The sequence below is a fragment of the Ramlibacter montanisoli genome (assembly GCF_013087525.1).
Classification (GTDB): Bacteria; Pseudomonadota; Gammaproteobacteria; order Burkholderiales; family Burkholderiaceae_C; genus Ramlibacter; species Ramlibacter montanisoli.
Genome location: NZ_JABFCS010000001.1, coordinates 3,237,069 through 3,250,421 on the forward strand (window position 1 = coordinate 3,237,069; position 13,353 = coordinate 3,250,421).

15 protein-coding genes, 3 pseudogenes and 1 riboswitch are annotated in these 13,353 nt (G+C 69.4%); of the genes and pseudogenes, 8 read left to right on the forward strand and 10 right to left on the reverse strand.

The window, feature by feature from the left end; all coding sequences use genetic code 11:
* Position 1: 1 nt before the first annotated feature.
* From HK415_RS24020 to HK415_RS15965, 3 genes are read right to left on the reverse strand one after another with little or no spacing between them, the layout of a single operon-like run.
* Complete coding sequence (locus tag HK415_RS24020; RefSeq protein WP_216369809.1) at positions 2 to 514, reverse strand: molybdopterin cofactor-binding domain-containing protein; 513 nt, start codon at positions 512 to 514, stop codon at positions 2 to 4.
* Positions 505 to 2,112, reverse strand: a complete 1,608-nt coding sequence (locus tag HK415_RS15960; protein WP_253261913.1) for a molybdopterin cofactor-binding domain-containing protein — start codon at positions 2,110 to 2,112, stop codon at positions 505 to 507. The genes HK415_RS24020 and HK415_RS15960 overlap by 10 nt, the downstream gene beginning before the upstream one ends.
* A complete protein-coding gene (locus HK415_RS15965; protein ID WP_171561071.1) occupies positions 2,109 to 2,585 on the reverse strand; it encodes a (2Fe-2S)-binding protein in 477 nt (158 codons plus the stop codon). The genes HK415_RS15960 and HK415_RS15965 overlap by 4 nt, the downstream gene beginning before the upstream one ends.
* Positions 2,586 to 2,672: 87 nt before the next feature.
* A riboswitch (TPP riboswitch) is annotated at positions 2,673 to 2,782 on the forward strand.
* A gap of 33 nt (positions 2,783 to 2,815) precedes the next feature.
* On the opposite strand from HK415_RS15965, the pseudogene HK415_RS15970 reads away from it, so the two are divergent.
* The 3 genes and pseudogenes from HK415_RS15970 (at position 2,816) to HK415_RS15980 (ending at position 4,838) form a co-directional block, all read left to right on the forward strand.
* Positions 2,816 to 3,855, forward strand: a pseudogene (locus tag HK415_RS15970) (FAD-dependent oxidoreductase).
* Positions 3,852 to 4,058 (forward strand): sulfur carrier protein ThiS, encoded by a 207-nt coding sequence (gene thiS, locus HK415_RS15975; RefSeq protein ID WP_171561073.1) that lies wholly within the window; start codon positions 3,852 to 3,854, stop codon positions 4,056 to 4,058. Before HK415_RS15970 ends, thiS begins: the two are co-directional and overlap by 4 nt.
* A gap of 3 nt (positions 4,059 to 4,061) precedes the next feature.
* Positions 4,062 to 4,838 (forward strand): thiazole synthase, encoded by a 777-nt coding sequence (locus HK415_RS15980; RefSeq protein ID WP_171561076.1) that lies wholly within the window; start codon positions 4,062 to 4,064, stop codon positions 4,836 to 4,838.
* An 18-nt stretch (positions 4,839 to 4,856) separates the two neighbouring features.
* Here HK415_RS15980 and HK415_RS15985 read toward each other — a convergent pair whose 3' ends face one another.
* A complete protein-coding gene (locus tag HK415_RS15985) occupies positions 4,857 to 5,123 on the reverse strand; it encodes a hypothetical protein (protein WP_171561078.1) in 267 nt (88 codons plus the stop codon).
* Between the two features lie 188 nt (positions 5,124 to 5,311).
* On the opposite strand from HK415_RS15985, the gene xth reads away from it, so the two are divergent.
* The gene (gene xth / locus HK415_RS15990) at positions 5,312 to 6,085 is read left to right on the forward strand and encodes an exodeoxyribonuclease III (RefSeq protein ID WP_309246721.1); all 774 of its coding nucleotides are present in this window, start codon (positions 5,312 to 5,314) and stop codon (positions 6,083 to 6,085) included.
* Here xth and HK415_RS15995 read toward each other — a convergent pair.
* Positions 6,066 to 6,467 (reverse strand): PAS domain S-box protein, encoded by a 402-nt coding sequence (locus HK415_RS15995; RefSeq protein ID WP_171561082.1) that lies wholly within the window; start codon positions 6,465 to 6,467, stop codon positions 6,066 to 6,068. The two genes, xth and HK415_RS15995, sit on opposite strands and share 20 nt — an antisense overlap.
* Before the next feature lie 125 nt (positions 6,468 to 6,592).
* On the opposite strand from HK415_RS15995, the gene HK415_RS16000 reads away from it, so the two are divergent.
* Entirely contained in the window at positions 6,593 to 6,892 is a 300-nt protein-coding gene (locus HK415_RS16000) for a hypothetical protein (RefSeq protein WP_171561084.1), read from the forward strand.
* Between the two features lie 59 nt (positions 6,893 to 6,951).
* Here HK415_RS16000 and hemW read toward each other — a convergent pair whose 3' ends face one another.
* From hemW to HK415_RS16025, 5 genes and pseudogenes are all read right to left on the reverse strand, one after another.
* Positions 6,952 to 8,115 (reverse strand): radical SAM family heme chaperone HemW, encoded by a 1,164-nt coding sequence (gene hemW / locus HK415_RS16005; RefSeq protein WP_216370009.1) that lies wholly within the window; start codon positions 8,113 to 8,115, stop codon positions 6,952 to 6,954.
* Between the two features lie 17 nt (positions 8,116 to 8,132).
* Positions 8,133 to 8,678 (reverse strand): non-canonical purine NTP pyrophosphatase, encoded by a 546-nt coding sequence (locus HK415_RS16010; protein ID WP_253262278.1) that lies wholly within the window; start codon positions 8,676 to 8,678, stop codon positions 8,133 to 8,135.
* 56 nt (positions 8,679 to 8,734) lie between these two features.
* Positions 8,735 to 9,463 (reverse strand): ribonuclease PH, encoded by a 729-nt coding sequence (rph, locus tag HK415_RS16015; RefSeq protein ID WP_171561087.1) that lies wholly within the window; start codon positions 9,461 to 9,463, stop codon positions 8,735 to 8,737.
* Between the two features lie 37 nt (positions 9,464 to 9,500).
* Positions 9,501 to 10,403 (reverse strand): PP2C family protein-serine/threonine phosphatase, encoded by a 903-nt coding sequence (locus HK415_RS16020; protein WP_171561088.1) that lies wholly within the window; start codon positions 10,401 to 10,403, stop codon positions 9,501 to 9,503.
* 4 nt (positions 10,404 to 10,407) lie between these two features.
* Positions 10,408 to 11,401, reverse strand: a pseudogene (locus tag HK415_RS16025) (serine/threonine protein kinase); the annotation flags it as partial.
* Between the two features lie 80 nt (positions 11,402 to 11,481).
* On the opposite strand from HK415_RS16025, the gene HK415_RS16030 reads away from it, so the two are divergent.
* The 3 genes and pseudogenes from HK415_RS16030 to rpoZ form a co-directional block, all read left to right on the forward strand.
* Positions 11,482 to 12,402 carry a YicC/YloC family endoribonuclease gene (locus HK415_RS16030; RefSeq protein WP_171561089.1) on the forward strand — a complete coding sequence of 307 codons (921 nt, stop codon included), beginning with the start codon at positions 11,482 to 11,484 and terminating at the stop codon, positions 12,400 to 12,402.
* Positions 12,403 to 12,424: 22 nt separating this feature from the next.
* On the forward strand, positions 12,425 to 13,042 hold the full coding sequence (gmk, locus tag HK415_RS16035) for a guanylate kinase (RefSeq protein ID WP_171561091.1): 618 nt from the start codon (positions 12,425 to 12,427) through the stop codon (positions 13,040 to 13,042).
* 26 nt (positions 13,043 to 13,068) lie between these two features.
* Positions 13,069 to 13,266 (forward strand): annotated as a pseudogene (gene rpoZ, locus HK415_RS16040) (DNA-directed RNA polymerase subunit omega); the annotation flags it as partial.
* Positions 13,267 to 13,353 lie beyond the last annotated feature (87 nt).

Below are 13,353 nucleotides of genomic sequence, written 5' to 3' on the forward strand. Positions count from 1 at the left end.
CTCACGCGGCCAGCGCCGCCTGCCGCAGCCGGTCCCAGGTGAAAGGCATGTCGCGCAGCCGCACGCCCGTGGCGCTGGCCAGGGCGTTGGCGATGGCTGCGGCCAGCGGCCCGTGGGTCGGCTCGCCGGCCCCCAGCGACTTCTCCTGCGGCCGGTCGACCAGCGCGATCTCCACGGGCGGCACCTCGGAGAAGCGCAGGATCGGATAGGCACCCCAGGTGTCGCTGGTGACGCGGGTGCGGTCGAACTGCACGGCCTCCTTCAGGCACCAGCTCACCGTCTGGATGGCGCCGCCCTCGAGCTGGTTGCGCACGCCGTCGGCATGCACGACGCGGCCGACGTCCACCGCGAGCCAGACGCGGCGCACGCGGATGTCCTGCTGCACCTCCACCTGCGCCACCGCGGCGCACCACGCGCCCTTGTTCTTGTAGCGGGCGAAGCCGAGGCCGAGCGCTTCGCCCTCGCGCTGCGTGCGCGCCTGCCACCCGGACATCTCCGCGACCTTCAGCAGCACCTCGCGGCGCGCGCGTCGGAAAGGTGGCGCAGCCGGAAGGCCAGCGGGTCTTCGCCCAGCGCGCCGGCGATCTCGTCCATCAGCGACTCGGCGGCGAACACGTTGCAGTGTGCACCCAGCGAGCGCAGCGAGGAGGTGCGCAGCGGCATCGCCAGCAGCCGGTGGTTGACGATCTTCCGTTGCGGGAAGTCGTAGTCCGGGACCGCGTTGCGCTCGGCCCCCGCGCCCGTGGCCACCGGCACGTTGATGGACACCTGCGGCGCGAAGCCCCGGTCCAGCAGCGGTGCCGCGTGGAACACCGGCACCGGCATGCGGCCGGGGCGCATGCTGTGGCCGTTGGACCAGATCTCGTGCTGCCACGCGCAGATGCGGCCCTGCGCATCGACGCCCGCGCGCACGTCGACCACCATCGCCGCGCCGAAGGGCGAGTGGCTCATCTCGTCCTCGCGGGTCCAGAGCACGCGGATCGGGACGCCCGGCATCGCGTGGGCGATCACCGCCGCATCGACCGCCGCGTCGTCCGCGCCGTTGTGGCCGTAGCAGCCCGCGCCGGGAACGTGCGAGACGGTGATCGCCGCCGCCGGCAGCCCGAGCAGCACCGCCAGGTCCTTCTGCATCGGATACACGCCCTGCGCGTGGGTCCAGACCTCCAGCTGGCCGCCGTCGAAACGGGCGACGCCGCAGGACGGGCCGATCGACGCGTGCGCGAGGAAGGGCCGCGAGTAGCTGGCGGCGAAGCTGCGCACCGCCGGCTGCGCCTGCGCCGAAGTCTTCTCGTCGACGATGCTGGTCTCGACCGGCTGCGAGCGCAGGAAAGTGCCCAGGTCGTTGACGTCGGGCAGCGTCTCGCTTTCGCGCCAGCGCGCCACTGCCTTCAGCTTGCGCAACGCGCGGGTCGCCTCGTGCTCGCCACGCCCGACGACGGCGAGGAAGCTGCCCTCGCGCAGCACGCGCACCACGCCGGGCAGGGTCTCGACGCTGGCGGCGTCCACCTCCAGCAGCGTCGCGCCGGGCGACGGCGGATGCGCGATGCGCGCGTGCAGCATGCCGGGCAGCGCGAGGTCGTGCAGGAAGGCGGGCTGGCCCAGCACCTTGGCCGGCAGGTCGATGCGTTCCACGTCCTCGCTCGCGGCAGCGGGCGGCCTGGGCGCGGCCTGCCCGTCGGCGGCGCGCTGCAGCAGCGCGGGGTCGGCCAGTTCCCAGTAGCTGATGCGCACGCCGGGCACGCCGCGCACGGCGATCTCGCCGTCGCGCACCTCCAGGTCGGCCACGGCCACTTCGAGCCGCCGGGCGGCGGCGCGCAGGTAGATGGCGCGCGCTTCGGCGCACACCTGGCGCAGCGCGCTGCCGGAGTCCTGCACCGACAGGCTGCCGGAGGTGAAACCCTCGTTGGGCCCGCAGGCGGTACTGGCGCGGACCATCGCGATGCGGTAAACCGCCACGTCGAGTTCGCCGGCGACGATCTGCGCCAGCGCGGTCGTGATGCCCTGCCCGAGTTCGACCTTGCCGCTGCGCACCTCGACGCGGCCATCGGGGAGGATGGACAGCCACTGGGCGAGCAGCGGATTGGCCTTCAGGCTGGCCGGCAATTCCGTCATGCCCCTGCCCCGGCGGCGGCCGCGCGCAGCACGGCGCGCACGATGCGGTTGTGTGCGCCGCAGCGGCACAGGTGGCCGTCGAGCGCCGCACGCACCTGCGCTTCGTCGGGGTTCGGCGTGCGCGCGAGCAAGGCGGCCGCCGTGGCCAGGATGCCGGAGAGGCAGTAGCCGCACTGGCCCGCCTGCTCCGCGAGGAAGGCCTGCTGCAGGACGCCGGGCTGTCCCTGCACGGCGAGCCCTTCCACGGTCACGATGTCCTTGCCCTCGGCGGCCGACACCGGCGTGTCGCACGAGGGGACGGAGACTCCGTCGACCAGCACGTTGCAGGCGCCGCACTCGCCGGAGCCGCAGCCGAAGCGCGTCCCCTTCAGTCCGCACGCGTTGCGCAGAACGTCGAGCAGTGGCGCGTTCTCCTCCGCCTGCACGAGGCGTTCGCTGCCGTTGATGCGCAAGCGGAAGCTGCCCGCGGCCATGAGCTGTCTCCTGCGCCCGATCACCCGCCGGGTCGTGCGGCCAGTCTAAGCCACGCGGGCGGCGCGGCGGGCCCGGCGCTATACTGGCGCCTTGCTCCGGGGTGCGGGCGGCATGGGCCGCGTCGCTGAGATGGAACCTCCAAACCCGAGAACTTGAACCGGTTCGTACCGGCGTAAGGAGAGCTGCATGCATCCCCCTCCCCCGTCTTTCGCCACACCGGCCGGCCACGATGAAGATCGCAGTCGCCGGCGCCGGCCTGCTCGGTCGCCTGCTCGCTTTCCAGCTGGCGCGCGCCGGGCACGCAGTCCACGTGTTCGATCCCGCAGCGCATGCCGGGGCGCGCGGTGCCGCGGGCTGGACGGCCGCCGGCATGCTGAGCCCGGTGGCCGAACTCGAATGCGCGGACGAGGCGGTGTTCCGGCTCGGCCTGCGTTCGATGGAGCTGTGGCCGCAATTGCTGGCGCGGCTGCCGGTGAGCGTGGAGTGCCGCTTCGACGGCAGCCTGCTGCTGGCGCATCGGGGGATGAGGGCTCAGCGCGGCGCGTCGTGGACCTGCTGGAGGGCAAGCTGGCGGGCGCGGATGCCGGGGTTCGCCTTGCTCACCACCGGCCTGCGAGGGTGGAGCCGGCGGCACTGAAGGAACTGGAACCGGCCGTGCACGGCCCCGCGCACGCCTGGCTGCTGCCGCACGAAGGACGCATCCACACCGTGCAGGCCATGCAGGCCCTGGCCGCATGCGCGACCGGCGTGCACTGGCGCTGGGGATGCGCGGTGGACGAGACGGCGCCAGGCAAGCTGCGCAGCACCGGAGGCACGGAACACTTCGACTGGGTGTTCGACGTGCGCGGCACGGGCGCGCGGCCGCAGCTGCCGGTGCGCGGCGTGCGCGGCGAGATCTTCTGGCTGCAGGCGCGCGGGCTGCAGCTCACGCGGCCGTTGCGCCTGCTGCACCCGCGCCACCGCGTGTACCTGGTGCCGCGCGCGCCCGACCTGGTGGTCGTGGGCGCCAGCGAGATCGAGAGCGAGGACCGCTCGCCCGTCTCCCTGCGCAGCACGGTCGAACTGCTGGCCGCCGCGCACAGCGTGGTGCCCGAGCTCGCCGAGGCGCGCATCGTGCACAGCGAAAGCAACCTGCGCCCCGCCCTGCCCGACAACCTGCCGCTGCTGGACACGCAGCAGGGACTGACCCGCATCAATGGCCTGTTCCGCCACGGGTGGCTGATCGCCCCCGCGCTGGTGGAGCGCGCACTGCAGGAGATGACACCATGAGTTTGCAGATCACCATCAACGGCGAGCCGCGCGTGCTGGAAGGCCACGAGACGCTCGCCGACCTGGTCGCCGCCCTCGGGCAGCCGCCGGCCGCGCTGGCCACGGCCGTCAACGGCGAATTCGTTCCGCGGTCGGCGCGCGCCACCGTGCAATTGCGCGACGGCGATGCCGTCTTCACTTTCCAGCCCATCACAGGAGGTTGAACCATGGGACTTCGCATCGCCGACGTCGAACTCGAAAGCCGCTTCTTCCAGGGGACCGCCGGCTACCCCTCGCCGCAGGTGCTGCAGGAGGCGATCGCCGCTTCCGGCACCGAGGTGGTGACGGTGAGCCTCAAGCGCCAGCTGGCCGCCGCGGGCACGCCCAACGACTTCTACGGGATCATCCGCAAGGCCGGCGCGCGCATGCTGCCCAACACCGCCGGCTGCAAGACGGCCAAGGAAGCGATCACGCTGTCGCACATGGCGCGCGAGCTGTTCGACACGAACTGGATCAAGCTGGAAGTGATCGGCGACGACCACACGCTGCAGCCCGATCCCTTCGAGCTGCTGGAAGCCACGCGCGTGCTGGTGAAGGACGGCTTCGAGGTCTTCCCCTACTGCACCGACGACCTGGTGAGCTGCCAGCGCCTGATGGACGCAGGCTGCCGCATCCTGATGCCCTGGGGCGCGCCGATCGGTTCCGGCCAGGGGCTGCTGAACCCCACCGCCCTGCGCACGCTGCGTGCGCGGCTGCCGGACGCGGTGCTGGTGGTCGATGCCGGCATCGGCTCGCCGCAGCACGCCGTGCACGCGATGGAACTGGGCTTCGACGCGGTGCTGGTGAACACTGCGGTGTCGCATGCCCACGACCCGGTGAGGATGGCGCGTGCCTTCCGGCTGGCGGTGGAAGCGGGACGCCTGGGCTACGAGGCCGGCATCATGGCCAAGCAGGAGATGGCAGTGCCGAGCACGCCAGTGACCGGACAGCCCTTCGTGCTGTGAGCCGGGCGCGGCGGCCGCTCAGCGCGGGCCGTCGCAGCCGGCCGTGGAGCGGCCGGGCGCTTCGAGCGATGCCACCATGCGGCGCACTTCCGCGGTGGACTTGGCGAGCAGCTGCCGTGCGCGTTCGCGCTTGCGCGCCGCATCGGCGCGCAGTTCATCGAGGCGGTCGCCGGGGGCGCCGCGCGCATGTTCGAGGGTGGCCTGGTACAGCGAGCTTTCCGCGGCGCGCGCCGCGTGTTCGGCCTGCTGCCATCGTTCGAAGGAAGAAGGTTGGTCTGGACTCAATGCACGCTCCTTGGAAGGGTGCACTCACGACGACCTGGCTCTGCGGCCGCTGGCTAAGGGCACGAAGGATAGCCAGGCGAAGGGGAATGCGGTCACTATACGCCGCAGCGCGGATGGCGTCCAAGGGAATCTGCACTCGCTTGTGCGTCATATGTGCGTGTCATGCACATGCCAAACGTGTTGGAAATGTGAAGATCGCCACTTTCAACGTCAACGGTGTCAAAGGCCGGCTGCCCCGGCTGCTCGAGTGGCTGGAGGAAGCCCGGCCGGACGTCGCCTGCCTGCAGGAGATCAAGACCGGCGACGCGACCTTCCCCGCCAAGGCGATCGAGGACGCGGGCTACGGCGCCATCTGGCACGGCCAGCGTTCGCACCATGGCGTGGCGATCCTCGCGCGCGGCACGACGCCGGTGGAAGTGCGCCGCGGACTGCCGGGCGACGACAGCGACGCGGCGACGCGCTGGCTCGAAGCCGACATCGGCGGCCTGCGCATCGTCTCGGTGTACCTGCCCAACGGCAATCCGGTGCCCAGCCCCAACTTCGACTACAAGCAGCGCTGGATGGATCGCCTGATCGCGCACGCGCGCACGCTGATGGACTCGGGCCGCGACGTCCTGCTGTGCGGTGACTTCAACGTGGTGCCGACCAACTTCGACATCTACAACGCCGGCAGCTGGCGCTTCGACGCGGTGCTGCAACCCGAGACACGCGAGAAGTACGCGCGGCTGCTCGCGCAGGGCTGGGTCGACGCCACCCGCCATCTGCATCCCGGCGAGCGCATCTACACCTTCTGGGTCAACGAGGCGGCATTCCGCCGCAACGCGGGCTTCCGCATGGACTTCCTGCTGCTCACGCCTTCGCTGCTGCCCCGGCTGCAAGCGGCCGGCGTCGACGCGGAGCAGCGCGGCCGGGAAAAGCCGAGCGACCACGCGCCGGCGTGGATCAGCCTGCGGCCGCCTTGAGCTGGGCGTCGGTGGCATCGCGCCCGGTCGCGTAGACCCCCACCACCTGCCCCTGTGCGTCCTTCAGCAGCGCGAAGCTGAAGTCCACGTAGAGCTTGCGGCCCTCCTTGTGCGTGGCGCGGGTGCGCATGACGCGGCCGCCCACGCGCAGTTCGCCGGTGGCGACGGCACGGGCGAAGCCGGCATCGTGCGCCGCCTTGAAGCGCTCGGGCATCAGGATGTCCAGGCTCGCGCCGAGCGCCTCGCTGCGCGGATGGCCGAACAGGCGCTCGGCCGCGTCGTTCCAGTAGCGGATGATTCCCTGCGTGTCCGTGACGACCAGTGCTTCGGGCAGGCCGTCGAGCAGCGAACGCAGCAGGACGGTGTCGTCGAGCATGCTCATCGTGCCAGTCTCGCACAGCGGCGCCCGCGGCCGGATGGAAGCCCCGCTTCGCTGCCGTCCGACAAGGGTCATGCCGGGCCGCTTGCTAGGATGGCTGCGAACCGACGGAACAAGAAGGGGACCCCATGGATGAGGATATAGAGGCGCTCCGGCGCGAGGTGCAGCACCTCATCGCGATGCACACGGCTTCCTACGTGACCCTCACTTCGCTGGTGGCGACCCACCCGCACCCGGAACACTTCCAGCTGCACCTGATCAGCGCGCTGGAGGGCGTGCTGGGCTCGGAGCGGCTGGCGAAGTGGACCGACGAGCAGAAGCAGATCGTGCGGCGGGTGGTGGAGACCTTCCAGAACGTGCGGCCGGCGGCGCCGATCGATCCCTTGAAGGCGGCGCTCGGAGATCGGGACCCTCGGTCGTACCCGTAGGCTGGCGGTGCGAGCGAAGCGGCACCCCAGCGCTGGGGTTCGCTACGCTCACCACCAGCCTACGAAAGAAAGAGCCCCTGCAGGTCCGACAGGAAATCGAAGCCCCGCTCGGTCGGCCGCACGCGCACCAGGTCCCGCTCGATCAGCCCCTTCGCCTGCGCCTCCTGCAATGGCTTCTCGATCGCCGACAGCGGCAACCCCGTGCGGTCCCGGAAGTCCTGCAGCGCGAAGCCCTCCCGCAGGCGCAGCGCATTCAGCATGAACTCGAACGGCAGGTCGCTGCGTGCGACCTCGTCGTCCTGCGCGATCGCGTGGCCGGCCAGCGCGTTGTCCATGTAGAGCTTGGGCTCGCGCTTGCGCACCTGGCGCACCACGCGGTGCGGGAAGCTGATCTTGCTGTGCGCACCGGCGCCGATGCCCAGGTAGTCGCCGAACTGCCAGTAGTTCCAGTTGTGCCAGCAGCGGTGGCCCGGCTTGGCATAGGCCGACACCTCGTAGCGCTCCAGCCCGGTCGCCGCGGTCATCTCGGTGATGCGGTCCAGCATCGCGTACGCCAGGTCCTCCGGCGGCGTCACCGGCGGGAACTTGGCGAAGTAGGTGTTGGGCTCGATGGTGAGGTGGTAGATCGACAGGTGGGGCGGCATCAGCGCCAGCGCCTGCGTCACGTCCTGCTCCAGCTGCTCCAGAGTCTGCCCGGGCAGCGCGTACATCAGGTCGAGGTTGAAGGTGTCGAAGCTCGCCGCCGCCTCCTCCACCGCCGCGATCGCCTGGCGGCTGTCATGCACGCGGCCGAGCGCGCGCAGGAAGCCGTCGTTGAAGCTCTGCACGCCCACCGACAGGCGAGTGACGCCCGCGGCGCGGAAGGCCTTGAAGCGGTCCTTCTCGAAGGTGCCGGGGTTGGCCTCCAGCGTGATCTCGGCATCCGCCGCCAGCTTCACGCGCGCGCGCACGTCCGACAGCAGGCGATCGATGCCCTGCGGCGAGAACAGGCTGGGCGTGCCGCCGCCGATGAAGATGCTGTGCACCTCGCGGCCCCACACCAGCGGCAAGGCGGCTTCCAGGTCCGCGCGCAAGGCATCGAGGTAGCGCTGCTCCGGCATGGCGGAGGGCTGCATCTCGTGCGAGTTGAAGTCGCAATACGGGCACTTCTTCAGGCACCAGGGCAGGTGCACGTACAGCGCCAGCGGCGGCAGCGCGGGCAGCTGCAGCGTGCCGGGCCGCATGTAGTGCTGGATGTCCTTCACAGCCAGCGCTCTCGGATGAGCTCCACCATCTGTTTCGCGGCCTGGCCGCGATGGCTGTGCGCGTTCTTCACTTCCGGCGGCAGTTCGGCGAAGGTCTTGCCGAAGGCGGGAATGAACATGACGGGGTCGAAGCCGAAGCCGTGGCTGCCGGCAGGGCGGCGCGCGATCTCGCCCACGGCACGGCCGACCGCGATCAGTGGCTCGGGGTCCTCCGGCGAACGCACGGCAACCAGCGTGCTGACCAGCGCCGCGCGGCGGTTCGTGATGTCGCGCATCTGCTCCAGCAGCGCGATCACGTTGTTGTCGTCGCCCTTGGGATAGCCGAACTGCGTCGCGTAGTAGGCGGTGTCCACGCCAGGCTGGCCGCCGAAGGCATCGACGCAGAGACCCGCGTCGTCCGCGATGGCCGGCAGCCCCGTGTGCTGCGCGGCGTTGCGCGCCTTGGCCAGCGCGTTCTCGACGAAGCTGCGGTGCGGCTCCTCGGCTTCCGGCACGCGCAGGCTGCCCTGGCGCACGAGTGCTATGCCCAGCGGCGCGAACATCGCCTGCAGCTCGGCGAGCTTGCCCTGGTTGTTGGACGCGAGGACGATGCGATCGATCACGCCTGCAACGCCTTTTCCTGCATGGCGACCAGCTCGGCGATGCCCTTCTCGGCCAGCCGCAGCAGTTCGTCCATTTCCTTGCGGGTGAAGGCCACGCCCTCGGCCGTGCCCTGCACTTCGACGTAGTGGCCGGCGCCGGTCATCACCACGTTCATGTCGGTGTCGCAGGCGACGTCCTCCACGTACTCCAGGTCCAGCAGTTCCGTGCCTTCGACGATGCCCACCGACACGGCCGCGACGTGGCCGGTGATCGGCGAGGCCGCCAGCTTGCCGTCGCGCACCAGCTTGTTGACCGCGTCCTGCGCGGCCACGAAGGCGCCGGTGATGGCCGCGGTGCGCGTGCCGCCATCGGCCTGCAGCACGTCGCAGTCCAGGGTGATGGTGCGCTCGCCCAGCTTCTTCAGGTCGAACACGGCGCGCAGGGACCGGCCGATCAGGCGCTGGATCTCCTGCGTGCGGCCGCTCTGCTTGCCGCGCGCGGCCTCGCGGTCGCCGCGCGTGTGGGTGGCGCGCGGCAGCATGCCGTATTCGGCGGTCACCCAGCCTTCGCCGCTGCCGCGCTTGTGGGGCGGCACCTTCTCCTCGACGGAAGCGGTGCACAGCACGCGGGTGCTGCCGAACTCGATGAGCACGGAGCCCTCGGCATGGATGGTGAAGTTGCGCGTGATGCGCACGGGGCGCAGCTGGTCGGCGGCACGGCCGCCCAGACGGGAGAAAGTCGACATGGGCCCGATTGTCTCAGGCCCGGATAGCCCTGCCGGACTAGGCCTTCTTCGCGGCGGAGCGCCGGATGGCTTCGTTGATCTCGGCGATGGAGCGTTCGATCGCCGCGTCGTCGAGGTCGTCCACCAGCGTGTCGAGCACGCCGGCCTGGATGGTCGAGGCGAACACGCCGTCGGAGATGCTGTCGGTGGAGATGCCGCGGGTGGACTCGAAGGTGTCCGGCGTCTCCCACTCCATGGCGATCACGGTGACGTTGTCCGAGTGCTCGCCGCCGTTGCGCAGCGCGCCCTCGACCAGGTCGGGCACGGCCTCGGCCACCGGCTTGATGGCCAGCTCACGCACGATCTCGTTGTCTTCCAGGCTGCCCCACAGGCCGTCGGAGCACAGCAGGATCTTGTCGCCCTGCTGCAGCTGCACCGGCCCGGTCACGTCGAACACGGGCTTGGTCGGCGAACCGAGGCAGGTGAAGAGGATGTTGCGGTTGATCCGGTCCATGCGGATCACGCCGGCGTTCTGCTGTTCCAGGTAGGAGTGGTCGCGCGTGCGCGTGAGCAGCTCGCCGGCGCGCACCACGTACAGCCGCGAGTCGCCGCAGTGCACCCAGGTGGCGTGCGTGCCCTGAACGATCGCCGCGACCAGGGTCGTGCGCGGCGTGTCGAGCATGCCCTTCTCGCTGGCGTAGCGGATGATCTGGTGGTGCGCCGCCATCAGCGCGATCGACAGGAACTCGGTCACGTCCTTGACGACCGGGCGCGCTTCCTTCTGGTACAGGGCGGAGATGGTCTGCAGCGCCAGCTGCGCGGCAACCTCGCCTTCGGGATGGCCGCCCATGCCGTCGGCGAGCAGGAACAGGCCCGACTCGCGCGTGTAGCAATAGCCCATCCGGTCTTCGTTCTTCTCGCGACCGCCCTTGCGGCTGATCTGGAAGACGGAGAATTTCACTTGGCTTTCGCCCGAAGCCCGTCTTCTTCATGCTCTTCTTGGTGTCGCTCACCATGTTGTCGAACTGCAGGCGCATCTTTTCACCCACGGACAACTTCGTGTAGCGGCGCTCGCCTTCGCGGCTCAGTTCCTTCTGGAGCGCGAACACCGACTGCGGACGGGACAGCGGATCGAGCGACATGCACCATTCGACCACCTCGATCAGGTTGTCGGAATAGACCCCGCGCAGGCGGGACAGGGCGAGCGACAGGCGGTCCTTCTCGAGTCGCTGGGGCGCATCATTCGGGGGTAACCCTGCATGCAGGCGTAGATGCAGGCGCCGATGGCATAGATGTCCGTCCAGGGGCCCATCGAGGAGTCCCGGCGGTACATCTCGGGGGCGGCGAAACCCGGCGTGTACATGGGGCGGATGAAGTTGCCCTCCTTGGACAGCACTTCGCGCGCCGCGCCGAAATCGATCATCACGGCGCGGTTGTCGTCCGTGATGAAGATGTTGGCAGGCTTGATGTCCAGGTGCAACATCTTGTGCTGGTGCACGATGCGCAAGCCCCGCAGGATCTCGTCGAACAGCGACCGGATGGTCGATTCGCGGAACACCTTCTGCTTCTTCAGCTCGCGGGCCGTGATGATGAAGTCCTGCAGGGTCGCGCCCTCCAGGTAGTTCATGACCATGTACACGGTCTCGTTCTCGCGGAAGAAGTTCAGCACGCTCACCACGGAGCTGTGCGAGATCTGGGCGAGCGAGCGGCCTTCCTCGAAGAAGCTTTTCAGGCCGAGGCGATAGAGCGAGAGTTTCTCGGGCGCCACCTGGGGCAGCAGCTCTCCCGGGGGCGCGTGGCCAGCGACGAAGGCAGGTATTCCTTGATCGCGACCTGCTGGCCTTCGTTGTCCACGGCGAGGTAGACGACGCCAAAGCCCCCTGCGGACAGCTTGCGCACCACACGGTAGCCTCCGATCACGGTGTCCGGCGGTAAAGGCGCCGGTTTGAGCTTTGACATAATTTGAAGATTGTGGAGGCGCTCCCGCGCCCCTGCGATTACCGCATTCCCCGCAACGACTTCTTCAAAGACCCCTCTGCATGCCAGTTTACAGTATGACCGGTTACGCCTCGGCACAAACGAGCGCGGGGACCGCTCCGGCCGGTCACGATGGCAGCAAGGCCGCAACAGCCAGCCGCCTCGGGCTGGAAATCCGCTCCGTCAACAGCCGCTTCCTGGACCTCTCCTTCCGCCTGGGCGAGGAGCTGCGCGCCCATGAACCGGCCCTGCGCGAGCTGATCACCTCCCGCATCAAGCGGGGCAAGGTGGAAGTGCGGGCCGGCGTCGAAGGCGCCAGCGCCGAACTCGCGCGCGAGCCCTCCATGGCCACCCTGCAGCGCCTGGCGGCGGTGCAGGACACCGTCAAGACCTGGATGCCGACCGCCGCCGCCCTGTCGGTGGGCGAGATCCTGCGCCTGGCCGCCGCCGAAGGCGACACCTCGGTGGACTGGGGCGACAACCTGCAGAAGCTGGCGGCCCGCACGCTGGAAGACCTGGTGTCGGCCCGCGAGCGCGAAGGGGCCCGCCTGGCCAAGATGCTGCTCGGGCACCTGGCCCAACTGCGCCAGCTGGCCGCCCAGGCCAAGCCGATGGTCCCGCAGCTGGTGGAACAGCAGCGGCAGAAGTTCCTGGAGCGCTGGAAGGAGGCGATGGCGCTGGGCGAAGGCACGGCCACCCCCGAAGCCGCCCAGGACCGCGCGCTCACCGAAGCCACCGCATTCGCGATCCGCATCGACGTGGCGGAGGAACTGACCCGGCTGGCGGCGCACGTGGACGAGATCGAGCGCCTGATCCAGAAGGGCGGCGAGATCGGCAAGCGCCTGGACTTCCTGATCCAGGAACTGCACCGCGAGGCCAACACCCTGGGATCCAAGTCCGCGGCTCTGGAATTGACCAAGATCTCGGTGGACATGAAGGTCCTGATCGAGCAGATGCGCGAGCAGGTCCAGAACATCGAGTAGCGCACCCCTCTTACAATCCCGCATGGACTACCCCGGCAACCTGATCGTCGTCGCCGCCCCTTCCGGCGCGGGCAAGTCCAGCCTGGTCAAGGCCTTGCTGGAGCTCGATTCGCACGTCCAGCCCTCCGTTTCGCACACCACCCGCGCGCCGCGCGGCCAGGAAAAGCACGGGCGCGAGTACTTCTTCGTGTCCGAGCCCGAGTTCGACCAGATGGTGCTGGGCGACGCCTTCGTGGAATGGGCGCACGTGCACGGCCGGCGCTACGGCACCTCCAAGAAGATGATCGAGGACCGCATCGCCCACGGCTCGGACGTGATCCTGGAGATCGACTGGCAGGGCGCGCTGCAGATCAAGCGCATCTTCACCAACGCCATCCTGGTGTTCATCCTGCCTCCCAGCTGGGACGAACTGCGCTCGCGGCTGGAGCGCCGGGGCGAGGACTCGCCGGAAGTGATCGAAACCCGACTCGCCAACGCGGCCGCCGAACTGCAGCAGGCGAAGGAATTCGATTTCGTTATAATCAACGAGTTATTTGAGCGCGCGCTTTTCGACCTGAAAGCGATCGTGCACTCCCAGCGCCTGAAGTACGTGTCCCAGCGCCGGCTGCGTGCCGACACCTTCAAGGCCCTCGGCATCTGAGCCCCATTCCCGGAGAGATTCATTCCATGGCCCGTATCACCGTCGAAGACTGCCTTGCCAAGATCCCCAACCGCTTCCAGCTGGTGCTCGCCGCGACCTACCGCGCCCGCATGCTGAGCCAGGGCCATGCGCCCAAGATCGAGAGCAAGAACAAGCCCGGCGTGACCGCCCTGCGCGAGATCGCGGAAGGCAAGATCGGCCTGGAGATGCTGAAAAAGTCCCCGGCTGAGGCACACACCGTCATCCCCGCGCAGGCGGGGACCCAAGGCGTCCTTGTCGCCCCGAATAGCACCGCCCCGCGGTGCTTTTTC